Origin of the sequence: Lysobacter sp. Root983, assembly GCF_001429345.1 — a bacterium.
Lineage (GTDB): Bacteria > Pseudomonadota > Gammaproteobacteria > Xanthomonadales > Xanthomonadaceae > Lysobacter.
In genome coordinates, this window is record NZ_LMJO01000012.1 from 568,954 (window position 1) to 590,256 (window position 21,303).

Genomic DNA, 21,303 nt, shown 5'->3' on the forward strand with positions numbered 1-21,303 from the left:
CGGGATGGTGCCGCTTTCGAGAGACATCGGAGAACTTCCAGAAACGATTCGGGTCGTCGCTTGCGCGCGTCAGGGCGACTTCATGCCGGCCAGCATCGGCGACAGCGGCGGTTGATCGACGGTGCACACGTCCGCCGATACGTAGGCGCCCAGGCGTGGATCGCCGCGGCGCGGCATCGCCAGCGAGTTCAGGCCTTCCAGGCCCAGACCGCCGGCGGCGTCCAGCGCCATCATCTGGTCCATGCACAGGCGCTCGGAGTCGACGCAGCGGTTGAGGATGGCGTTGTACAGGGTGGCGTCGACGTTGGCGTAGTGGCGCACCGGCTCGCGCTCGCTGGGTTTTTCCAGCTCCAGATAGGCCGCGCGCGTGAGCGAGTCCTTGCTGCCGCGCAGCCCCGCGATCCAGCGGTCGTAGTCCGCGTTGGACATGCCGTGGAACTTGAAGCGCATGTGCGAGAAGCCGGCGCCGCTGTAGTTGGCGGAGAAGCCCTCGTACTCGCCCGGCGCATTGATCACGGCGTTGAGCTTGGTCTCCATGCCGGGCATGCCGTAGATCATTCCGGCCAGATTCGGCACATAGAAGGTATTCATCACCGAGGATGCGGTGATGTGGAAGCGCACCGGACGATCCACCGGCACCGCGACTTCGTTGACCGAGGCCACGCCTTCCTTCGGATACAGGAACAGCCACTTCCAATCCAGCGCGACCACCTGGATGTCCAGCGGTTCCAGTTGCGCCGGCACCGGACGGCCGGCTGCGATGCGGTCCAGCGGGCGGTAGGGATCGAGCAGATGGGTGCTGATCCAGGTGATAGCGCCCAGCGCGATGATGATCAGCAGCGGCACGCCCCAGATCACCAGCTCCAGCTGGGTGGAGTGGTCCCAATCCGGGGTGTACTTGGCGCTACGGTTGGAAGCGCGGTACTTCCAGGCGAACCAGAAGGTCAGCGCGATCACCGGCACGATCACCAGCAGCATCAGCGCCGTGGCCACCAGGATCAGCTGGCCCTGGCGGGCGGCGATGTCGCCGGCGGGGTCTAGCACCACCAGGTTGCAGCCGGAGAGCAGGCCGAGGGCGGCCAGCAGCGCGGCGGTTCGCAGGAGTCTGCGCACGTTGGACATGGGGGAGGGCGGAGTCCTAAATGTTGGGCGACAATTTAGTCCCCACGCCGCGCGCCGAGTATTGGACGTTTTGTCCTATCGCGTCCGGCCCCCGGCTCTGTCAGCCTAGGCTCGAACACTCCCTGCCCGACGTCGACTCCCGCACTCCAGATGGCTACCGCTCACGGCCCCACCGCATCCACGCACGACCACGGCGTCAAGGCGCATGCCGACGTCGCCCCGGGCGAAATCGCCGTCGGCGTCGTGGTGGGGCGCGCCTCGGAATACTTCGACTTCTTCGTCTACGGCATCGCTTCGGCGCTGGTGTTCCCGTCGGTGTTCTTCCCGTTCATGGATCGCTTGCAGGGCACGCTGTACGCCTTCGCGATCTTCGCGCTCGCGTTCCTGGCGCGCCCGTTGGGCACGATGCTGTTCATGGCTATCCAGACGCGCTGGAGCCGCGGCGTCAAATTGACCGTGGCCCTGTTCCTGCTCGGCACCGCCACCGCCGGCATCGCGTTCCTGCCGGGTTACGCCACGCTGGGCTGGGTTTCGATCGCGCTGCTGGCGTTCTTCCGCGTACTGCAGGGCATCGCCCTGGGCGGTTCCTGGGACGGCCTGCCGTCACTGCTGGCGCTCAATACCCCAAAGGAACGTCGCGGCTGGTACGCGATGCTGGGGCAGCTGGGCGCGCCGGTCGGCTTCATCGTCGCTTCCGGCGTGTTCGCCTTCCTGTACGCGAGTTTGGGCGAACAGGATCTGCTGACCTGGGGCTGGCGTTATCCGTTCTTCGTCGCGTTCGCGATCAACGTGGTGGCGCTGTTCGCGCGCCTGCGCCTGGTCGTGGCCGAGGAATACCAGGACAAGATGGGCGAGCTCGAACTGGAGCCCACCCCCATCCGCGAATTGTTCAGCGCCAAGGGCCAGCACGTGGTGGTCGGCGCGTTCGCCGCGCTCGCCAGCTACGCCCTGTTCCACATCGTCACGATCTTTCCGCTGTCGTGGATCAAGCTGTACTCGGATCAGTCCATCGTCGGCTTCCTGATGGTGCAGATCCTGGGCGGCTTCATCGCCGCCGGCGGCATCATCGTGTCGGGCCTGATCGCCGACCGCGTCGGCCGCGCCCGCACCCTGGGCGGCCTGGCCATCGTGATCGCGATGTTCAGCGGCTTCGCGCCCACCTTGATGGGCGCCGGTTCGCTGGGCCAGGATGCCTTCATCCTGATCGGCTTCGCGCTGCTGGGCCTGTCCTACGGCCAGGCCGCGGGCGCGGTCACTGCCAACTTCGGCCGCCGCTACCGCTACACCGGCGCCGCGCTCACCTCCGACCTCGCCTGGCTGATCGGCGCGGCCTTCGCGCCGCTGGTCGCGCTGGGCCTGTGCTCGCAGTTCGGCCTGGCTTGGCTGGGCGCCTACCTGTTGTCGGGCGCGATCGGCACGCTCGCCGCGCTGGGCATCAACCGGGCGATGAACTACAAGAGCTGAGCCGGGCGCCGCGTGCGCATCGCGATTCGGACGATCCCTAAGCCTCGAAGTCGACCGTGATCGAAGCGGCGCTGCGTCGGCCTTCGCCGTGGTACACGGCTTCGATGTTGTTGCCGTCCGGATCGAGCACGAAGGCCGCGTAATAGCCTGGGTGGTAGGTGCGTTCGCCGGGCGCGCCGTTGTCGCTGCCGCCATGGGCCAGCGCCTGCTTGTGGAACTCGTCCACGCTGGCGCGATCCCTGGCCTGAAACGCCAGATGGTGGCGACCGGTCAGCTTGCCGTCCGCCATCGGGCTGTCGGCGGTGGACACGCATAGCTCGTCGGCCCAGAAGAAATCGTCGCCGGCACCGCCGATGGGGATGTCCAGCGTCTTGAATACGGCCTCGTAGAAGCCCTGACTGGCCTTGAGGTCCTTCACCACCAATTGAACGTGGTCGATCAAGCGACCGCGATGAATCCGTTGCGTTTCCATGCTGCGCTCCGGCTTGGGGGAAGGCCGACGCTAACACCGGTGGCGACAAGACGACGTGCATGACCCCGCCTGCGCGCGGGGCGTGGCCCCTGCCGCAGCGTTCGTTTTCCGACTGAGCCGAAAGCTCGGGCCCTGCAACCGATCTCGCGACCGGCGTATCCCGGGTTCGCGACAGCCGAGGTGCCTTGTGCGGAGGTCGATCCCTACGCCTATGGAGAGCGGCATACATATCGGACTGTTCAGGATTGGGAGGGCCGCCGCATTGCGTCGGGCTTGCTTCGGTGTCGTGTGGGCCATGGCCACGACCTCCGTGGCGGCCGCGAGCGAGCCCGACGACGGCGCATCCGGCGTGCGGGCGGCGGCCCATGAAATCCGCGCGGCGCTGGCGGATATCCAAAAGACGCCGGGCTCTTTTCCCGCGGTGTCGGCGCTGATCGTGCACGGCGACGCCACTCCTCTGCGATTCGTCCAGGGCGTCGCGCGTGCGGGGCATCCTGGAACGGTCGATCGCGGATCGCGGTTCTATATCGCTTCGCAAACCAAATCGTTCATCGCCTTGCTGGCCGCCCACCTCGACGAGACCGGCGTGCTGCCGCTGGATACCAGCTTGGCGGAGATCTGGCCGCGACTGGCGCTGCCGGCGCCCGCGGATCCGGCCAAGATCACGATGGCGGATCTGCTGTCGCATCAGGAACGATTGAAGACGGATACCTTGAACTTCCTGACCGCCTACGTGCGCGCCGTGCCCACGAGCGACTACCCGACCATGCTCGCGCGCTACACCGAGGCGCGCGAAGAGGGGTTCCGCTACGCCAACATCGGCGACCTGATTTACGGCGCCGCGCTGGAAACGCGGACCGGCCGGGATTGGAAAGACTGGTTGCGGCAGGAAGTGCTGCGGCCGCTGCGACTGGAACAGGTCCATAGCCGCTCATCGCAAGCGCCCACGCATCGGATGGTGTGGAACCATCGTTGGGACGGCAGCGCGTGGATCGCGTATCCGCCCAAACCGGACGAGTTGATGCACGCGGCAGGCGGCTTGCTCGCCTCCACGGACGACATGGCGACCTGGATGCGGGCCAACCTGCGCCGGCATTCTCCGACCGGAACCCCGTCGGCCCGTGGCTTCGAGCGCGCCCAGCGCCCGATAGCCCAGGCGAAGCTATCGGATGGCGAGTTCGTGTGCGACGGATACAGTCTCGGCTGGTACTCGTGCGTCTACAAGGATGAGCGCGTGTTGATGCACCCCGGTAGCTACACCGGCGTGGTGTCGGCCACCGTGCTACTGCCGGCGAGGGACGCCGGTTTTTCCTTGGTGGTGAACAGCGATAGCGCGATCGAGGGGCTGGCACTGGAGCTGATGAAGGCCTTTATCGGCTTATCCACCGACAAGGGCGGCGAAAGCGAGCGCCTGCGCAAGGCGGTGGCGGACTATCCCTCGCGCCTGGCGCGTGTCGTCTCGGCACGGCGTGAGAGTGTGCAAAAAGCCCGCGCCGACGGCATCTGGGGCGACTGGGCATGGATGCCGTCGCAGGCCGAGACGCGCCGATATCTGGGGGTGTTCCGCAGCGAGCGTCTGGGCAGCTTGGAGGTGGTGCAGGGCGCGCACGGCTTGGAGGTCCGGCTGGGTGAGATGCGTCTGAATTTGACGCCGGCGAGCCCCGGCTTGTTCGGCGCCAGCAAGTCCGCGCTCGACGCACCCGAGGTTTTCCGCTACGCCGATGACGTCGATTCCTTGCGTTGGAACGACGATCGCTTCGTTCGCGTGCGTTAGGCGCCAGTCGGAGCGCGGCGGACAGCCAGAGGGCGATACGCGTCGAGCGGCGCCTCCGCCGCCCGGGCACGAGCGTTTGCCGAATTTTTGATATTGCGCCTGAACAATGAGGGCTACCTAGTTCACTGCGGGATCGCCTCATGTCGCTACGACGCACCCTCTGGATTTGCTTCCTGCTCGCGGCGGCCTCGCCCAGCAGCGCGCTCGCGCTGACGCCGGCGGCACCGGATACCTCGAAGGCATCGCCCTCGGTGCTGATCGTGCTCAGTTCGGCGGGCCGCGACGGCGGCAAGACCCGGCCGGGCTTCGAGATGGACGAGTTGGCGCAGGCTTGGGGCATCTTCGTGGATAACGGCCTGCAGGTGAAATTGGCGAGCCCGGCTGGCGGCAAGGTCGAAGCCGACGCCTACAACGCGCGCGATGCCGCCAACGCGCGCCTGCTCGCGCATGCGGGCGTCATGGCGCAATTGGGAGCCACGGCGCGTATCGACGAGCTGGATCCGGCGGCCTACGACGCGGTCTACGTGGTGGGCGGAAAGGGCGCGATGTTGGACCTGGCCGAGCATCCGGGGCTGGCGGCCTTGTTGGGGCGCGTCTACGACCGCGGCGGCCTGGTCGCCGCCGTCTGCCATGGCAGCGCCGCCCTGGCCGAAGTGCGCCTGGCCGATGGCCGTCGGCTGATCGAGGGCAGGCGGGTCACCGGCTTCAGCGCCGAAGAGGAAAGCGTGTTCGGCAAGAAGTGGTCCCAGGCGTTTCCGTTCGTACTCGAGGACGGCCTGCGCGCGCGCGGCGCGCGCTGGGTGGAGGCGCCGCTGATGATGCCCATGCTGGCGGTCGACGAGCGTTTGATCACCGGCCAGAACCCGTACTCCACGCATGCCGTCGCCGAGGCGCTGGTCCGTGGCCTGGGCATGACGCCGCAGCCGCGCGTACCGGACCGGGACGAGGCCAGCCTTGCGCTGCTTCAACGCGCCCTCGCCGGCAGCGCCACCGCGGTCACCGAACTCGCCGACGCGCCCGCGCGCTTCCACCCCGAACTGATCGGCATCATCGGCCACTACCAACTGCAGCTTGCCCAGGACGACGCGGCGGTGCGCGCGGCGCTGGTCGCGATGGACTTGGCCGCGCCGTACATGACCGCCCCCGAGCTGAGCCTCAGCCGCGCTGAAGCGCACCGGCGCCTGGGTCGGCGCGACCAGGCGCGCAGCCTGCTGGACCGCGTGCTTGCGACCCACCCGCAGTTGCCCGAAGCTCAGGCCTTGATGCGGCGATTGGACGAGTGAGATGACGCGTTCCGGTCTCAGGGTGTTGGTGGTGGAGGACAGCCTCGCACTGCAGGCGACGCTGGCGACCTTGTTCGAGTCCCACGGCCATCGCGCCGACTTCGCCGCCGACGGTCGTCGCGGCTTGCAACTCGCGCTGGACCAGCCGCCCGACGTCCTGGTGCTGGATTTGGGCCTGCCCGGTTTGGACGGCCTGCGCGTGTGCCGGGAGTTGCGCGCGCGCGCGGACCGCCACGTGCCGGTGCTGATGTTGACGGCGCGCGATGCGGTCGCCGACAAACTGCAGGGCTTCGATGCCGGCGCCGACGACTATCTGGTCAAGCCCTTCTCGGGCGCCGAGTTGCTCGCACGCTGCGTCGCCCTGTCGCGTCGCCACCGCGTCGGCGAAGCGAACGAGTTGACGATCGGCAGTCTGGTGATCGATCGACGTAGCGGCGCCGTCCGGCGCGGAGACAGGATGTTGGCGCTCAACCAGAGCGCCTTGCATCTATTGCGCGCCCTGGCCGAGGCCTATCCGCGTTCGCTCACGCGCTCGGAGCTGGTGCGCCGGCTGTGGGGCGACGAGTCGCCGCCGTCCGATCCGCTGCGCACGCATCTGTATCTGCTGCGGCGCGAGCTCGACCCGCCGGGCGTGTCGCCGATGCTGCGCAACGTGCATGGCGTCGGCTACCGTCTAGAGACGGACCTGTGAATCCGAACCGCCGCCTGCAGCGGCGCATTCTGCTGGTGCTGGCCGGCGTCACGCTGGCCGTGGCGGCCGTGTTCTCGCTGTATGCCGTGGTTTTCACCTATGAAGTCGAGGACGCGTTTCTGAACGCGCAGGTCGCGGACGAGGCCGCGTTTCAGAAGGCGCGCCGAGCCGAAACCGGCTATTGGGGCCCCACCCGAGACCCGCGCATCCAGCTTCATCGCAGCCTCGCCACGCTACCTCCGGAGGTGGCGCAGCTGATGCGTCGCGAACCGCAACGCCTGGAGGCCTCGGGGCGCGACGGTCGCCATTATCACGTCCGAGCCTTACGCGCGGACGGGGAGGTCGCCTGGTTGCTGTACGACGTCAGTCGTGGCCTGGTGGTGAAGCCGATGCGCGATTCCATCCTGTGGCTGCTCGCGTGGACCTCGCTGATCGCCGTCGCGCTGGCCCTGGTCGCGGGTTACCTGGTGTCGCGGCGCATCACCCGGCGCCTATCGCGTCTGGCCGACGAGGTCGACCATCTGGACCCGGCCCGTCTGCCGTCGAGCTGGTCGTCCGCGGACGGCGACGACGAAGTGGGCGCGGTCGCTCAAGGCCTGGAGGACATGACCGCGCGCCTGCGCCAGTTCATCGAGCGCGAACGCGGTTTCACCCGCGACGCCAGCCACGAATTGCGCACGCCGCTGGCCGTTATTCGGGCAGCCGGCGAGCAACTGGACCTGCAGCCCGAGTTGGGCCCGGCGGCGCGCGGCCATGCGCGCCTGATCCGCGAATCCACGATGCATCTGGAGCAAACCGTCGATACCCTGTTGACCCTCGCGCGTGAGGAGCACGCCGATGCGCCTGCGGTCGAGTTGCGCCTGCTGCCGCTGCTGGAACAGATCGTGCTGGAGCAATCCTGCCGCCTCGACGGCAAGCCGGTGCAACTGCGCTTCGACGTGCCGGACAGCGCGCGGGTGCGTGCGCCGGCGGCCGTGCTGCGCATCGTCCTGACCAACCTGGTCGGCAACGCCTTCGCCCATACCGATGCCGGCACGATACGCATAGGTGTCGAAGAAGACGCCCTGCTCATCCGCAACCCCGCGCGCGAGGACGTCTTCCCCGTGAGCGAGGAAGGCGTCGCGTTGTTTCGCAAGGGCGACGGCAGCGACGGCTTCGGCCTGGGGCTGACTATCGTGCATCGCCTGTGCGGACGGTTCGGGCTGGGTCTGCGTTTCGAATCCGTGGACAACGAGTTGATCGCGCGCCTGCCTTTGACGCGCGGCGATATGTCGCATGCGGAAGCGTCGACGCCTTGAGGGCCGGCGCTTGCGAGGATGTCCGAACCGCGCGCGTGGATCGCCGCCATGGTCGGGACGGTCGCTTCCAGGCTCATGCCGCTTCCTTCGCGCCACTCCGGATCGAATCGGGGCGACGACCATTTACAATGGATCCGATGTTTCCGAACCCATGAGATGGCGATGACCGAGCGACTGTTCGTATACGGAACGCTGGCCCCGGGCCGCGTCAATGCGCACGTTATGGCCGACATTCCGGGGCGATGGGAGCCCGCGAGCGTGGTCGGCACCTTGCTGCAGGAAGGCTGGGGCGCGGCGGCGGGTTTTCCGGGCATCGTGCTGGACGAGGACGGCGCCGAGGTGTCCGGTCTGGTGTTCAGCTCGGATCATTTGGCCGAGCACTGGGCGCGTCTGGACGAGTTCGAAGGCGAGGGCTACCGGCGCGTCCCGACCACGGCGACGCTGGCCGACGGCAGCCGCGTGCAGGCCTACGTCTACAGCTTGAGCGATACGGCCGCGCAGCACGATTGAGCGTCGTCGAGCTCGGCCGCGCCGGTTAGAGCTCTTCCGGCGTCGCTTCGCGCGCGCAGCAGTAGATGGTGACGCCGGTGTCCATGGTCTTGGTATAGACCAGGTTGCCGTAACGCAGGTGCGTTTCGTCTTTGCAGGTGTAGGTGAACTTGGCCAGCACCAGCTTGTCGTCGCGGCCCAGCTTGCGGGTCTCGTTGAGCTTGTCCAGCGTGCAGCCCGGATAGAGGGTGAGCACGTCGCGCTCGACGATGCCCGGGGTGACGCCGCAGCCGGCCAGCAGGCAGACGGCGAGCAGCAGAAGAATTCGAAGCATGTGTCCCCGGCGGCGTGTGCGGCGCGATGCCTGCGTCGCGCAGGCTTCCTGCAACTGGACTGCGCATCCAACTGCGTGCCGCCAAGGATACAGGCGGCCGGCTTCGCGCTTCGGGTTAGCGCCCGCCTGCGGCACGATCGCCGCGCGGGCGGGTCAGGGCGGGGCGCCGCCCCGGTCGAGATCGAAGAACCGTCGGGCGATCAGCCCGCTTCGTTCGCCTTGCCGTCTTTGTTGAGGGAGTGGACCAGCTGCAGGTGGGCGTCGCCCATGGCATCGGACAGCGAGCGATAGGTCTCGTCTTCGCTGCCGTTCCAGACCATCGAGGTGGCCTGGGCGCGGATCACGAACGGCGCGCAGCCGGGGGCTCGCCTCGGGCGACCAATGGGTGTACAAATGTACACCTATGGACCCGATCGACTCCCTGCCGCCGCAACGCGCCGCCGTGCTGGCCTTCCTGCGCCGGGAGCTGGCGGCCGGGCGCGCGCCCAGCCTGGCCGAGATCGCCGCCGCCTTCGGTTTCGCCTCGCGCAATGCCGCCCAGAAGCACGTACAGGCCCTGGTCGCCGACGGCCTGCTGGCCCTGGTCCCAGGCCGCAAGCGCGGCTTGCGCCTGCCCGGCGGCGGCGCCGACGTGCTGCCGCTGGCGGTGCTGGGCCGGGTCGCGGCGGGCGCGCCGATCGGGGCCGACATCGGCCTGGACCAACAACTGTGGCTGGACCGTCGCCTGTTCTCGCCGGCGCCGGATTACCTGTTGAAGGTGCAGGGCGATTCGATGATCGACGACGGCATCCTCGACGGCGACCTGGTCGGCGTGCACCGCACCGCCGACGCCCGCGACGGCCAGACCGTGGTCGCGCGCATCGACGGCGAACTGACCATCAAGCGCCTGCAGCGCACGCGCCGGCAGATCCGCCTGCTGCCGCGCAATCCCGCGCATGCGCCGATCGTGGTGGAAGCGGATCAGGACTTCGCCATCGAAGGCGTCTACTGCGGCCTGGTGCGGCTGGGCTGAGATGGGCGGCGTGGTCGCCATCGAAACCCTGCTGGCCGCGCAGACGCTGTGGCACGCCGGGCGCAGCGTCGGCATCGCCGCCGAGGGCGAGCCTACCGGGCATGCGGCGCTGGACGCGCTGTTGCCGCAGCGCGGCTGGCCGCGACGCGCGCTGACCGAGTTGCTGTTGCCCGCCGACGGGGTGGGCGAGTTGTCGTTGTTGATGCCGACCCTGGTGCGCACGACCCGGGCCGGCGGCACGGTGGCGCTGATCGCGCCGCCGTATCTGCCGTATGCGCCGGCGTGGCAGGCCGCGGGCGTGGAACTGGCTGCGTTGCAGATCGTCGATGCCGGTCCGCGCGATGCCTTGTGGGCGTTCGAGCAATGCCTGCGCAGCGGCGCCTGCGCGGCGGTGATCGGCTGGCCGCTGCAGGCCGATACGCAGGCGTTGCGGCGTTTGCAGGTGGCCGCCGACAGCGGCGACTGCCTGGGTTTCGCATTGCGCGATCGCAAGCACGCGGCCAATCCCTCGCCGGCCGCGCTGCGCGTGGAATACGCGCGCGACTCGCGCGGCCAGGGCGCCTGGCAGGTGCGCAAATGCCGCGGCGGTCCCGCGCCCGCGCAGACCTACGCACCGGGCACGGCGTGAGACGCACGCATGTTGTGGGCCTGCATACTGCTGCCGCAGCTGGCGCTGGACGCCGTCCTCCGGCGTCTGCCTGATCCCGACCCGCCGCTGGCCCTGGTGGCCGGGCCGGCGCAGCTGCGCAGCCTGCATGCGGTCAATACCCGCGCCGCCGAGGCCGGCCTGCGCGCGGGCATGCGCCTGACCGCCGCGCATGCCTTGCTGCCGGATTTCGCGATGGTGGAATACGAGCCGCAGGCCGAGGCGCGCTGGCAGCGTTTCCTGGCCGCCTGGGCCTACCGCCACAGTTCGCTGGTCAGCGCGCAATGGCCGGGCTGCATCGTGCTGGAGGTGCGCGCCAGTTTCCGCTTGCTGGGGCCGTGGCCGCGCATCGAGGCGCGGCTGCGCGAAGAACTTGCCGCGTTGGGCTTCAGCCATCGCATCGCCCTGGCGCCGACCGCGCGCGCGGCGCACGTGCTGGCCGGTCTCAGCGACGGTCTGGCCCTGCCGCATCCCGGCGCGATGACGGACTACCTGGACCGCGTGCCGGTGCGGCGCGCGCGCCTGCCCGAGGGCGACGGCGAGCGCCTGCAGCGTATGGGCGTGCGCGACCTGCGCGCCTTGCGCGCGCTGCCGCGCGACAGCCTGCGCCGTCGCTTCGGTCTGCCGCTGCTGGAGCATCTGGATCGCTTGTACGGGCAGGCCGACGACCCGTTGAGCTACTACGCGCCGCCGGACCATTTCGATGCGCGGGTGGAGTTGGGCTACGAAGTGGAAAGCCACATGGCGCTGCTGTTTCCGCTGCGGCGTCTGCTCGGCGATCTGTGCACCTATCTGTCGATCCGCGACGGCGGCGTGCAGCGCTTCGTGCTGCGCCTGGAGCACGAAGGCGCGCACACCGACGTCGAGGTCGGCCTGCTGGCGTCGGAGCGCGAGCCGGCGATGCTGTTCGAGCTCACCCGCAATCGCCTGGAGCGGGTCCAGATCGCGCAGCCGGTGGTGGCGCTGCGTTTGCTCGCGCGCGAACTGCCGCCGTTCGTGCCGGCCTCGCGCGATCTGTTCGATCTGCGCGCGCAACAGACCCAGCCCTGGCCGCAACTGCGCGAACGCATGCGCGCGCGCCTGGGCGACGAGGCGGTGTATCGGGTGGCGCCGGCCGGCGATCCGCGCCCGGAGCGGGCCTGGCGACGCGTGGACGGCGACGAGACCCGCATCGGCGCGGCGCCCGCGCGTCCGCCTCGCCCGCTGTGGCTGCTGCCGCAGCCCGTGCCGCTGCGCGATCCGCAGCCGCGCATCCTGTCCGGTCCCGAGCGCCTGGAAAGCGGCTGGTGGGACGGCGCCGACGCGCGGCGCGATTACTACGTGCTGGAGACCGGCCAGGGCCAACGCGCCTGGGCCTATGCGGCGCCGGGCGAGCGCGAGGGTTGGATGCTGCACGGGTGGTTCGCATGAGCTGGGACGACGCGGTGAACGGCGTCGACCGCGATACGCCGGGCGGGCGTCCGCCGCGCGCCTGGGAAGTCGCGCAGCGGCTGCGCCTGCAGGCCGCCAACGACGACACCGACAGCGCCGACGATCTGCCCGCCTACGCCGAGCTGCATTGCCTGTCGGACTTCTCCTTCCTGCGCGGCGCGTCCAGCGCCGAGGACCTGTTCGCGCGCGCGCTGCACTGCGGCTACCAGGCGTTGGCGATCACCGACGAATGCTCGCTGGCCGGGATCGTGCGCGCCTACGAGGCCTCGCGCGCGACCGGCCTGGATCTGGTGGTGGGCAGCGAGTTCACGCTGGAGTGCGGGCTGAAGCTGGTGCTGCTGGTGGAAACCCAGGACGGCTACACCCAACTGTGCCGGCTGATCACCATCGCGCGGCGTGCCGCGCCCAAAGGCGCCTACCGCCTGACCCGGCAGGACCTGCAGCAGGTGCTGGGCGATACCGAGGCGGGCGTGTTCGCGCTGTGGCTGCCGGCGTCGGTGCCGGACGCCGAGCAGGGAGGCTGGCTGCGCGCCCTGCTCGGCGAGCGCGCGTTTCTGGCGGTGGAACTGCGCCGCGAGGAGGACGATGTCGCGCGCCTGCAGACCTTGCTGGCGCTGGCGGCGCAGCTGCGGCTGGTGGCGCTGGCCAGCGGCGACGTGCACATGGACCTGCGTCGCCAGCGTGTGCTGCAGGACACCATGACCGCGATCCGCCACAACACGCCGTTGGCCGATTGCGGCGCGCAGCTGTTCCGCAACGGCGAGCGCCACCTGCGCACGCGCCGCGCGCTGGGCAACATCTATCCGCCGCAGCTGCTGGACGCCGCCGTCGGGCTCGCGCGTCGCTGCCGCTTCCGCATGGATCAGGTGCGCTACGACTATCCGGCCGAACTGGTGCCGGACGGGCATACGCCCACCACCTGGCTGCGCGCCCTGACCGAGGCCGGCATGCGCCAGCGCTGGCCGGACGGCACGCCGGAGGCCGTCGTCGCGCAGATCGACGGCGAGCTGGAACTGATCGCCAAGCTCAAGTACGAGGCCTTCTTCCTGACCGTGGAGGACATCGTGCGCTACGCGCGCTCGCTCAACATCCTGTGCCAGGGGCGCGGGTCCTCGGCCAATTCGGCGGTGTGCTACGCGCTGGGCATCACCGCGGTGAATCCGGCCGAGAGCCGTTTGCTGATGGCGCGTTTCCTGTCCGAGGAGCGCGGCGAGCCGCCCGACATCGACGTCGACTTCGAGCACGAGCGGCGCGAGGAAGTGCTGCAGTACGTGTACGCCAAATATGGCCGCGAGCGCGCGGCGCTGGCCGCCACCGTGATCCGCTACCGCGGCAAGAGCGCGGTGCGCGACGTGGCCAAGGCCTTCGGCTTGCCGCCGGACCAGATCGCGCTGCTCGCCGAATGCTACGGCTGGGGCAACGGCGAGACGCCGATGGAGCAGCGCCTGGGCGAGGCCGGTTTCGATCCGGACAATCCGCTGATCCGGCGCGTGCTGGCGGTGACCGCGCAACTGCGCGGGCATCCCCGCCATCTCTCCCAGCACGTCGGCGGCTTCGTCATCAGCGATGCGGCCCTGAGCACGGTGGTGCCGGTGGAGAACGCGGCCATGGACGAGCGCACCATCATCCAGTGGGACAAGGACGACCTGGAGACCATGAAGCTGCTCAAGGTCGACTGCCTGGCGCTGGGCATGCTGACCTGCATCCGCAAGGCCGTGGACCTGATCGAACGCCATCGCGGCTATCGCCTGGACATCGCGCGTCTGCCGGCCGGCGACGGTCCGACTTACGAACTGATCCAGGCCGCCGACACGGTCGGCGTGTTCCAGATCGAATCGCGCGCGCAGATGAGCATGCTGCCGCGCCTGAAGCCCAAAAACTTCTACGACCTGGTGGTGGAGGTCGCGATCGTGCGGCCCGGTCCGATCCAGGGCGGCATGGTGCATCCCTATCTGCGGCGGCGGCAGGGCAAGGAGAAAGTGGAGTATCCCTCGGCCGGGATCGAGGACATCCTTGGCCCGACCCTGGGCATTCCGCTGTTCCAGGAGCAGGTGATGGAGCTGGTGATCCACGCCGGTTACGAGCCGCACGAGGCGGATCATCTGCGCCGTTCGATGGCGGCCTGGGGGCGCGGCGGCGACATGGAGCCGCATCGCGATCGCATCCGCGAGCTGATGGAGGGCAAGGGCTACTCCTCCGTCTTCATCGAGCAGATCTTCGAGCAGATCAAGGGCTTCGGTTCCTACGGTTTCCCGCAGAGCCATGCGGCCTCGTTCGCCAAGCTGGTCTACATCAGCTGCTGGATGAAGCGACACGAGCCGGCGGCCTTCGTCTGCGCTTTGCTCAACGCGCAGCCGATGGGCTTCTACTCGCCCAGCGAAATCGTGCAGGACGCGCGTCGTGGGCGCGGCGGCCGCATCGGCGTGGAAGTGCGCCCGGTCGACGTGAGCCGCAGCGATTGGGACAACACGCTGGAGGGCGGCGGCCTGCGCATCGGCGAGAACGACGACGGGCAGGCGGCACTTCGCCTGGGCCTGCGTCAGGTGAGCGGGCTGTCGGAGACGATGGCGCGCACTCTGGTCGCCGCGCGCGCGCAGGCGCCGTTCGCGGATGTGCGCGACCTGTGCCTGCGCGCCGGCCTGGACGAGAAGGCGCGCCATGCCCTGGCCGAGGCCGGTGCCTTGCAGAGCCTGGCCGGGCATCGCCATGCCGCGCGCTGGGCAGTGGCGGGGATCGAGCGTCAGCGTCCGCTGCTGCCCGACAGCCCGGACGAGGACCTCATCGAACTGCCGGCGCCGACCCAGGGCGAGGACGTGGCCTCCGATTACCGCGCGGTCGGCCTGAGCCTGCGCGCGCATCCGCTGGCCTTGCTGCGCCAGCGCCTGCAACAGCTGCGGGTGATGGACTCGCAGCAGCTGAGCGCGCAGCGGCACGGGCGCGGCGTGCATGCGGCCGGCATCGTCACCCAGCGCCAGCGCCCGGCCACGGCCGGCGGCACCATCTTCGTCACCCTCGAGGACGAGCACGGCTCGGTCAACGTGGTGGTGTGGCAGGACGTGGCGCTGCGGTCGCGCAAGGCCCTGCTGGGCGCGCGTCTGCTGGCGGTGCGCGGGCGCTGGGAGCAGGTCGACGGCGTGCGCCATCTGATCGCGCGCGAGCTGCAGGACCTGAGCCATCTGCTCGGCGAGCTGCAGACCAGCTCGCGCGATTTCCATTGAGGTCGGCCATGAAAGCCCTATGCGACTACGCCGACGACCTGTTCGCGCCCGACTGCCAGACCCTGGTGGACGACGCCGAGGGCGGGGTGCGCTATTGGCCCGGCTTCGTCGATGCCGCGACCGCGCGGGTCTGGTTCGAGGCGCTGCATGCGCGCGCGGCCTGGACGCATCTGCAACGCCCCATGTACGACCGCATCGTCGACGTGCCGCGCCTGCTCGCCCACTACGCCACCGACGAGCTACCCGACGCATTGCCGCTGGCGCGGATGTTGCAGCAGGTGCGCGCCCGGGTGCCGGCGCCGTACAACCGCATCGGAATGAACCTGTACCGCGACGGCCGCGACAGCGTGGCCATGCACCACGACAAGCTGCACACCCTGTTGCGCGGCCATCCCATCGCCCTGGTCTCGCTGGGCGCGCCGCGGCGCATGCTGATCCGCGCCCAGCGCGGCGCGCGCGAGACCATCGCGGTGGACCTGGCCCCGGGCAGCCTGCTCAGCATGAGCCACGCCTCCCAGCTCAGCCACGAGCACGGCATCCCCAAGACCCGGCGCGCGCAGGGGCCGCGCATCAGCGTGGTATTCCGCGTGCGGCCGCCGGGCTAGCGCGCCGGCGCGGGCGAAAGCACGGTCGACGCGACTACGCGGTCGCGCGCCGTGTAGCATCGCGGACGCCGCGCCCTGGTGCGCGTTCCCTCCGCTGCCTCGTATCGCCGTGTCCCGACTGCAATTGCTGGACCTGAGCATCGATCTGCAACGCCAACGCGTGGAGCGCGAGGGCGTGGCCTTGGACGTGTCCGGGCTCAGCTTCCGCCTGTTCGCCTGCCTGCTCTCGCACGGCGACCGCGTGCTGGGTTTCGATCAACTGGCCAGCGAGGTCTGGGCGCCGGCGGTGGTCAGCGAGGAAACCATCACCCAGCGCATCAAGCTGCTGCGCCAGGCCCTGGGCGACGACAGCCGCGCGCCGCGCTACATCCGTTCGGTGCGCGGGCAGGGCTATCAGCTGTGCGCGCCGCCGCGGCCGCTGGCGGAGGCCGAGACCGCGCCGCAGGCGCCGACGCGGCGAACGCGGTGCTGGCTGTGGGCCGGGCTCGCGGCATTGGCATTGATCGGCGTGGGCGCGGCGCTGTGGTGGCGGGCGAACCACGAGCGGCCGCGCTCGCCGTTGCTGGCGCGAGCGGCCTACTACGCCGGCATCGGCCAGGCCGACAACAACGAACGCGCGATCGCGCTGTACCAACAAGCCTTGGCCGCCGATCCGGACGATGCCACGGCGTTGCTGGGGCTGAGCCGTCTGTCCAGCGCGCGCACCTGCCTCTACAACGGCAGCCGCGACGATGCCGAGCGCGGGCTGCGCCTGGCCCGGCAGTTGCTGCGCCGCGATGCCGGCAGCGCGGCGGCCTGGAGCGCCTTGGGCTATGCGCACGATTGCCTGGGCGATATCGGCCAGGCCGTGGCCGGCTACGAGCGCGCCTTGCGCCTGGACCCGGACGACGACCACACCCGCGCCTCGCTGGCCTATCTGTATCAGGAGCAGGGCAAGATCGCCGACGCCCTGCGCGGCAACATGCAGCTGCGCGGCGATCCGGCGCGGGTGCGTTTCCGCGACGTCCAGGTCGCGCGCGAACTGGAACTGCTGGGTTTCGCCGAAGCCGCGCGCCGCCGCCACCAGGCCAATTTCCGCCTGTTCCCCGACAATGTGTTCTCCAATATCGCCTGGCCGCGCAGCCTGTTCGGCGCCGGCCGCTACGACGAAGCGACCAGCGCCTTGAACGAGGCGCTGACGCGCGGCACGCCGCATCCGGAGCTGTATCTGCTGCAAGGCGAGCTGGCCCTGCAACGCGGCGATCGCGCGGCCGCGCGCCTCGCGTTCGCGCAGGCGCGGCGCCTGCGCCCGCAGGGATCGCTGGGGATCACCGTCGACGGGCTCTACGCCGAACCCGCGCCGAGCCCGCAATGGATCGCGCAGCGCATCGCCGAGCTGCGTCCGAAGTCGGCGCAACCGGCGCCCTGGCCCAGTCTGTACCTGGAGCTGGCCTTGCTGGAACTGGGGCGGCGGCAGCCGGCCGCGGCTGTGGCCGCGCTGGACGAGGCGGTCGGCGCGGGCTATCGCGACCGCGCCTACCTGCAGGCCTCGCCCTTGTTCCGCGCCTTGCACGGCGATCCCGGCTACGCACGCGTGCTGGCGCGCATCGACGCCGATCTCGCGGCCCAGCGCGCGCGGGTGGCGTCGGCCGACTGGAAGCCGGCCGACCTGCCCTGAGTCAGCGCAACGCGGCCAACAGCTCGCGGAAGATCTCGCGCGATTGGGTGTGGCCGTCGCGCTGGTTGTAGGCGCTGCTGGTGATGGTTACCACCAACTGCCGCTCCGGTACCACGAACACATAGTTGCCGCCGTTGCCGGACATGGCCCAGGCGGCGACGTCGCGGCCGCCGACCTGGAAGTGCATGCGCCACCACTGGTAGCCGTACTCGGATTCGTCGTTGGCCTGGGCCTGCACGCTGGTCATGGCGGCGATGTAGGAGGCCGAGATCACCTGCTTGCCCTGCCAGCGGCCTTGGTCGACCACCAGCTGACCGAACTTGGCCAGGTCGCGGGTGCGGTAGCGGGTACCGCCGCCGCCCATGCCGATGCCCTCGGGCGAACGGTTCCATTGGCTGCGCACGATGCCCAGCGGCCGTTCCAGGGCCTGCGCGGCGAACTCGGGCAGCGGCTGGCCGGTCGCGCGTTCGACCACCGCGCCGACCACGAAGGAACCGGCGGTGCAATAGGCGAAGGCGCGCCCGTGCGGGCTGTCGGCCGGCTTGCGCATCCACGGCGCGTAGCCCTTCACCGGCAGCGCCAGGGCGAAGTCCAGCCAGCGCTCGGTCACGTACATGCGCTCCTCGTTGCCGCTGGAGAACGGATTCTCGTCGTCGCATTCCCACAACGAGCTCATGGTCAGCAGATCGGCCAGGGTGGTCGCGCGCAGACGCGGATCGACGCGATGGGCGGCGGTGAACTCCGGGAAGCGATCGTAGACGCGGTCCTGCACGCCGGGCAGCAGGCCGCGATCGATGGCCGCGCCGGCCAGCAGCGCGGTCACGCTCTTGGTCGCCGAGCGCACGTCGTGCAGGGTCTGGGCGTCGGCGCCGTTGAAGTAGCGCTCGTACACGGGCTGGCCGCGCTGGACCGCCATCACGCTGGTCAGCTGCTTGAGGCGGCCGTCGCTCAGGCGGGCGTCCAGCGCCTTCAGCGGCACCGGGTCGAACGCGCTCTCGCTGGGGCGCGCGTCGGGCCAGCCGTCGTCGGCGGCGTACGCGGCGGGACTGGCTAGGGCGAGCAACAGCAGCAGGCGGTGCAGGGACATAATCGGCTCTCATCGGCGGAAGGAGCCGCGATCACAGCGGGAAACCGTCTGAAGTGCCTGATCGGCGAGTGAAGAATTATGAAACCGCGCTGTGACGGGCCTTGCGACGCTTGCGCGGCGCCCGTCGACCTCAGTCGGGCGGCGCGTGTCGGCGCGACGACACCGTGTCGGCATCGACCGGTTCGCGGAACGGCAGCAGGTACATGCGCCACAGGCCCGGCTCGTTGGGACCGATCCCGGTCTGCGCGACCGGGCCCTGGCTGTAGGTACCGAACAGGCGGTCCCAGACGATCGCGTTGCAGGCGTAGTTGCTGTTGCTCTGCTCGAACACCAGCGAGTGGTGGCGGCGGTGGTGGTCGGCGCTGGTGATCAGCCAGGACAGGCCCGGCGTGTGCATGCGCAGGTTGGCGTGCGCCAGCACCGCGTTGACCATCAGCACGATGCCCGCGGCCTCCACCGCCCGTTCCGGTGCGCCGGTGGCGGCGGCCAGCAGCACCAGCGGCAGGATCAGGAACACCACCTCGAAGGGATGGTTGGTGCCGACATTGAGCGCGTGCAGGTTGTGGAAGCCGTGGTGGAAGCCGTGCCCGCTCAGGCGCCACAGCAGCGGCCAGCGGTGGATGGCGCGGTGAATCCAGTAATAGATCAGGTCGGAGGCGAAGAACAGCAGCGCCGCCTGCAGCGGCAGGGGCCAGGTCTCGGGCCACAGTGCGGCGCCGATGCCGGCGCGGACTCCGCTCAGCGCCGGCCCCAGTACCGCCTCGTAGGCGCCCAACAGCAGCACCGACAGCGCCAACGCGAGCGCGTACACCCCGATCAGGCGCAGGCGCGTGCCCAGGCTTTGTCGCCACTCGGGCATCGCCGGTATCCAGACCTCCAAGGCGCTGGCCGCCAACAGCGCTGCGATCAACACGATCAGGCTCGCCGCCTCGCTGGGCAGCAGGCTCCACCACAGCAGCAAGGCGCCGGCCAGGATCGCCGGCTGCGCGCCGCGTTCGACCCAGGCGGCCAGGCGCGGTTGGGGAACGGAGCTGGACGGCGGCATGCGGGACTCCTGTCGGCATCGGTGACGTCTGCGCTGTTTATAGGCCCCGCGGCCCGCGCGGTCTTGTGCCGGAAGGCCCTGATCCCACCCGCGGCGATGGCTGGGATGGTCGCCGAACGCCAGGTTCGGCTTCGCCTAAACTGCGGCCATGTGCCGCTTCATCACCGCCACCCTGCCCGCCGACGCCGACCACGCCGCCTTGGCGGCGATCGCGCACCGGCATGGGCGCCGTCTGCTGCCGATATCCAACCCCAGCATCGACCGCCAGATCGGTCCCGGCCTGCGTCATTACCTGACCACGCCCGGGCATTGCGACTGCGACGTGCCGATCGGCCGGCGCCTGCGCGAGCGCGCCAAGGATATGGACGAGGCGATCCAGCGCCTGCGCCGCAAAGGTTGGAGCGGGGCCAAGATCGAGCGCGCGCTCGCCCAGCAACAGGACAAGCGCGCACAGCGCGTCGTCGAATCCACAGCGCCGTGGCTGGCCTTCATCCGCGACATGCTGACCCAGACCAAGAACACGCAGATGGGACTGCTGATGCATCACTACAGCGGCGCCCTCGACGCCGACATCGTGCTGTCCGCGCGCGAAAGCCTGCCCTTGCCGATGTTGAGCGAGGAGCTGCTGGAAGGTCTGCGCGAAGACGTGCTCTACGAATTTCGGCGCTGAGCCGTTCGCGCGGCCGCGAAGGCCCTACACTCGCGCCTGATCCCCGCCACGCTCGCTCGCAATGACCTCTACCGGTTTCTTGTCCGTCTTCGCTCCGTCCTTCGCCCTGGGCGGCCCCGTGTTGCTGGGTCTGTGGGGCGTCTTGCGCAGTCGCGGACAAGCGCGCGCGGCCTCGCCGTCGCCGGCCTGGGACTGGAAGCTGATCCTGGCCTCGATGCTGCTGTACGCCTTGAGCTTCAGCCTGATCTTCTTCGTGCAGGAACTGTTCCTGGTCCTGCCCAAGGCGTTCACGCCGGGCTTGCGGCCGACCCTGTTCCACAACAATCACAACTGGGACGGCGACAACCCGCTGGCCAAGCTGTTCCAGGGTACGGGCGCGCTGGCGACCCTGATCCTGGCCGCGCTCTGCGCCTACTGGCTCAAGCGCTGCCCGCCGCGTTCGGCGCTGTGGCGGATGTTCGCGCTGTGGATGGTCTTCCACGGCTGCTATCAGGCCCTGCCGCAGTTCGTGGTCGGCGCGATTTTTCCCGGCAACGACGTCGGCATGGCGATGGAGTACCTGCAGTGGAGCGCGGCGACCAAGACCGTCGCCGCCTTGCTGGCGATGGCTTTGATCGTGTGGATCGCGGTGCGCCTGTTGCGCCCGCTGCTCAGCCTGGCCGCGCAAGCCGACGAGGTCGCCACGCCGGGCCGGCGCGCGGGCTTCGTGTTCCGCGTCGCGACCTTGCCGGGCTTGCTGGCCTTGCCCTTGATCATCGCGATGCGGGTGCCGGGCAGCCTGGACCAGGTTGCGATCGTGCCGGTGGCCGAGTACGTGATCGGCCTGTGGTGGATGCAGGCCGCGGCCTGGTTCGCGATTCCCGCGCGCGCCGGCGAAACCGCGCCTGTGCGTTCGATCGCGGTGCCGTTGCTGGCCTTGATCGCCTTGACGCTGATCTTCCATCTGATCCTGCGTCCGGGCATCGCGTTCTACTGAGTGGGGGACGGCGGAGCCTGCGGGTCCGC

At 69.6% G+C, this 21,303-nt stretch carries 20 protein-coding genes; 14 read left to right on the plus strand and 6 right to left on the minus strand.

Annotated features, from left to right (window positions below; all coding sequences use genetic code 11):
- Nucleotides 1-69 precede the first annotated feature (69 nt).
- The gene (cyoA, locus tag ASE43_RS09850) at nucleotides 70-1,122 is read right to left on the minus strand and encodes a ubiquinol oxidase subunit II (protein ID WP_057160329.1); all 1,053 of its coding nucleotides are present in this window, start codon (nucleotides 1,120-1,122) and stop codon (nucleotides 70-72) included.
- 150 nt (nucleotides 1,123-1,272) lie between these two features.
- Here cyoA and ASE43_RS09855 point away from each other — a divergent pair, with 150 nt between their 5' ends.
- Complete coding sequence (locus ASE43_RS09855) at nucleotides 1,273-2,586, plus strand: MFS transporter (RefSeq protein WP_056178429.1); 1,314 nt, start codon at nucleotides 1,273-1,275, stop codon at nucleotides 2,584-2,586.
- Between the two features lie 37 nt (nucleotides 2,587-2,623).
- Here ASE43_RS09855 and ASE43_RS09860 read toward each other — a convergent pair whose 3' ends face one another.
- Nucleotides 2,624-3,058 carry a VOC family protein gene (locus tag ASE43_RS09860; protein WP_056178432.1) on the minus strand — a complete coding sequence of 145 codons (435 nt, stop codon included), beginning with the start codon at nucleotides 3,056-3,058 and terminating at the stop codon, nucleotides 2,624-2,626.
- Between the two features lie 295 nt (nucleotides 3,059-3,353).
- On the opposite strand from ASE43_RS09860, the gene ASE43_RS09865 reads away from it, so the two are divergent.
- The 5 genes from ASE43_RS09865 to ASE43_RS09885 all read left to right on the plus strand — a co-directional run bounded on the left by ASE43_RS09865 (nucleotide 3,354) and on the right by ASE43_RS09885 (nucleotide 8,614).
- The gene (locus ASE43_RS09865) at nucleotides 3,354-4,832 is read left to right on the plus strand and encodes a serine hydrolase domain-containing protein (protein ID WP_057160330.1); all 1,479 of its coding nucleotides are present in this window, start codon (nucleotides 3,354-3,356) and stop codon (nucleotides 4,830-4,832) included.
- 140 nt (nucleotides 4,833-4,972) lie between these two features.
- Nucleotides 4,973-6,115, plus strand: a complete 1,143-nt coding sequence (locus tag ASE43_RS09870) for a type 1 glutamine amidotransferase domain-containing protein (RefSeq protein ID WP_057160331.1) — start codon at nucleotides 4,973-4,975, stop codon at nucleotides 6,113-6,115.
- A 1-nt stretch (nucleotide 6,116) separates the two neighbouring features.
- Nucleotides 6,117-6,806 carry a response regulator transcription factor gene (locus ASE43_RS09875; RefSeq protein ID WP_057160332.1) on the plus strand — a complete coding sequence of 230 codons (690 nt, stop codon included), beginning with the start codon at nucleotides 6,117-6,119 and terminating at the stop codon, nucleotides 6,804-6,806.
- A complete protein-coding gene (locus ASE43_RS09880; RefSeq protein ID WP_057160333.1) occupies nucleotides 6,803-8,104 on the plus strand; it encodes a HAMP domain-containing sensor histidine kinase in 1,302 nt (433 codons plus the stop codon). Before ASE43_RS09875 ends, ASE43_RS09880 begins: the two co-directional genes overlap by 4 nt.
- A 162-nt stretch (nucleotides 8,105-8,266) precedes the next feature.
- On the plus strand, nucleotides 8,267-8,614 hold the full coding sequence (locus ASE43_RS09885; RefSeq protein ID WP_057160649.1) for a gamma-glutamylcyclotransferase family protein: 348 nt from the start codon (nucleotides 8,267-8,269) through the stop codon (nucleotides 8,612-8,614).
- 25 nt (nucleotides 8,615-8,639) lie between these two features.
- On the opposite strand, the gene ASE43_RS09890 is transcribed toward ASE43_RS09885, so the two are convergent.
- Together ASE43_RS09890 and ASE43_RS21830 are read right to left on the minus strand one after the other, a co-directional pair.
- Nucleotides 8,640-8,927 carry a hypothetical protein gene (locus ASE43_RS09890; protein WP_056178444.1) on the minus strand — a complete coding sequence of 96 codons (288 nt, stop codon included), beginning with the start codon at nucleotides 8,925-8,927 and terminating at the stop codon, nucleotides 8,640-8,642.
- 200 nt (nucleotides 8,928-9,127) lie between these two features.
- Nucleotides 9,128-9,271 carry a hypothetical protein gene (locus ASE43_RS21830; protein WP_157499818.1) on the minus strand — a complete coding sequence of 48 codons (144 nt, stop codon included), beginning with the start codon at nucleotides 9,269-9,271 and terminating at the stop codon, nucleotides 9,128-9,130.
- A gap of 68 nt (nucleotides 9,272-9,339) precedes the next feature.
- Between ASE43_RS21830 and lexA the strand changes: the two genes are divergently transcribed.
- From lexA to ASE43_RS09920, 6 genes are all read left to right on the plus strand, one after another.
- Complete coding sequence (gene lexA / locus ASE43_RS09895; RefSeq protein ID WP_056179902.1) at nucleotides 9,340-9,939, plus strand: transcriptional repressor LexA; 600 nt, start codon at nucleotides 9,340-9,342, stop codon at nucleotides 9,937-9,939.
- A gap of 1 nt (nucleotide 9,940) precedes the next feature.
- Nucleotides 9,941-10,567 (plus strand): translesion DNA synthesis-associated protein ImuA, encoded by a 627-nt coding sequence (imuA, locus tag ASE43_RS09900; RefSeq protein WP_057160334.1) that lies wholly within the window; start codon nucleotides 9,941-9,943, stop codon nucleotides 10,565-10,567.
- 9 nt (nucleotides 10,568-10,576) lie between these two features.
- Nucleotides 10,577-11,995, plus strand: coding sequence for a DNA polymerase Y family protein (locus tag ASE43_RS09905; protein ID WP_057160335.1), 1,419 nt, complete (start codon nucleotides 10,577-10,579; stop codon nucleotides 11,993-11,995).
- A complete protein-coding gene (locus ASE43_RS09910) occupies nucleotides 11,992-15,234 on the plus strand; it encodes an error-prone DNA polymerase (RefSeq protein WP_057160336.1) in 3,243 nt (1,080 codons plus the stop codon). The genes ASE43_RS09905 and ASE43_RS09910 overlap by 4 nt, the downstream gene beginning before the upstream one ends.
- A gap of 8 nt (nucleotides 15,235-15,242) precedes the next feature.
- Entirely contained in the window at nucleotides 15,243-15,839 is a 597-nt protein-coding gene (locus ASE43_RS09915) for an alpha-ketoglutarate-dependent dioxygenase AlkB (RefSeq protein ID WP_057160337.1), read from the plus strand.
- A gap of 109 nt (nucleotides 15,840-15,948) precedes the next feature.
- Nucleotides 15,949-17,496, plus strand: a complete 1,548-nt coding sequence (locus ASE43_RS09920) for a winged helix-turn-helix domain-containing protein (RefSeq protein WP_057160338.1) — start codon at nucleotides 15,949-15,951, stop codon at nucleotides 17,494-17,496.
- Between the two features lies 1 nt (nucleotide 17,497).
- Here the strand turns inward: ASE43_RS09920 and ASE43_RS09925 are convergent, their stop codons facing one another.
- Both ASE43_RS09925 and ASE43_RS09930 read right to left on the minus strand, forming a co-directional pair.
- Entirely contained in the window at nucleotides 17,498-18,583 is a 1,086-nt protein-coding gene (locus ASE43_RS09925; protein ID WP_057160339.1) for a serine hydrolase, read from the minus strand.
- A gap of 130 nt (nucleotides 18,584-18,713) precedes the next feature.
- Nucleotides 18,714-19,628: a sterol desaturase family protein gene (locus ASE43_RS09930; RefSeq protein ID WP_057160340.1), complete on the minus strand. Its 915-nt coding sequence runs from the start codon at nucleotides 19,626-19,628 to the stop codon at nucleotides 18,714-18,716.
- A 148-nt stretch (nucleotides 19,629-19,776) separates the two neighbouring features.
- Here ASE43_RS09930 and ASE43_RS09935 point away from each other — a divergent pair, with 148 nt between their 5' ends.
- Both ASE43_RS09935 and ASE43_RS09940 read left to right on the plus strand, forming a co-directional pair.
- A complete protein-coding gene (locus tag ASE43_RS09935; RefSeq protein WP_057160341.1) occupies nucleotides 19,777-20,298 on the plus strand; it encodes a hypothetical protein in 522 nt (173 codons plus the stop codon).
- A gap of 61 nt (nucleotides 20,299-20,359) precedes the next feature.
- On the plus strand, nucleotides 20,360-21,274 hold the full coding sequence (locus ASE43_RS09940) for a hypothetical protein (protein ID WP_057160342.1): 915 nt from the start codon (nucleotides 20,360-20,362) through the stop codon (nucleotides 21,272-21,274).
- The last annotated feature ends 29 nt before the right edge of the window (nucleotides 21,275-21,303 follow it).

Bases quoted from the DNA above. Each gene is read 5' to 3' on its own strand.
- ASE43_RS09915 (WP_057160337.1), top strand. From the start codon at position 15,243: ATGAAAGCCCTATGCGACTACGCCGACGACCTGTTCGCGCCCGACTGC.
- ASE43_RS09910 (WP_057160336.1), top strand. From the start codon at position 11,992: ATGAGCTGGGACGACGCGGTGAACGGCGTCGACCGCGATACGCCGGGC.
- ASE43_RS09925 (WP_057160339.1), bottom strand. From the start codon at position 18,583: ATGTCCCTGCACCGCCTGCTGCTGTTGCTCGCCCTAGCCAGTCCCGCC.
- ASE43_RS09940 (WP_057160342.1), top strand. From the start codon at position 20,360: ATGACCTCTACCGGTTTCTTGTCCGTCTTCGCTCCGTCCTTCGCCCTG.
- ASE43_RS09865 (WP_057160330.1), top strand. From the start codon at position 3,354: ATGGCCACGACCTCCGTGGCGGCCGCGAGCGAGCCCGACGACGGCGCA.
- imuA (WP_057160334.1), top strand. From the start codon at position 9,941: ATGGGCGGCGTGGTCGCCATCGAAACCCTGCTGGCCGCGCAGACGCTG.
- ASE43_RS09860 (WP_056178432.1), bottom strand. From the start codon at position 3,058: ATGGAAACGCAACGGATTCATCGCGGTCGCTTGATCGACCACGTTCAA.
- ASE43_RS09885 (WP_057160649.1), top strand. From the start codon at position 8,267: ATGACCGAGCGACTGTTCGTATACGGAACGCTGGCCCCGGGCCGCGTC.
- cyoA (WP_057160329.1), bottom strand. From the start codon at position 1,122: ATGTCCAACGTGCGCAGACTCCTGCGAACCGCCGCGCTGCTGGCCGCC.
- ASE43_RS09930 (WP_057160340.1), bottom strand. From the start codon at position 19,628: ATGCCGCCGTCCAGCTCCGTTCCCCAACCGCGCCTGGCCGCCTGGGTC.
- ASE43_RS09875 (WP_057160332.1), top strand. From the start codon at position 6,117: ATGACGCGTTCCGGTCTCAGGGTGTTGGTGGTGGAGGACAGCCTCGCA.
- ASE43_RS09935 (WP_057160341.1), top strand. From the start codon at position 19,777: ATGTGCCGCTTCATCACCGCCACCCTGCCCGCCGACGCCGACCACGCC.
- ASE43_RS09905 (WP_057160335.1), top strand. From the start codon at position 10,577: ATGTTGTGGGCCTGCATACTGCTGCCGCAGCTGGCGCTGGACGCCGTC.
- ASE43_RS09855 (WP_056178429.1), top strand. From the start codon at position 1,273: ATGGCTACCGCTCACGGCCCCACCGCATCCACGCACGACCACGGCGTC.
- ASE43_RS09870 (WP_057160331.1), top strand. From the start codon at position 4,973: ATGTCGCTACGACGCACCCTCTGGATTTGCTTCCTGCTCGCGGCGGCC.
- ASE43_RS09890 (WP_056178444.1), bottom strand. From the start codon at position 8,927: ATGCTTCGAATTCTTCTGCTGCTCGCCGTCTGCCTGCTGGCCGGCTGC.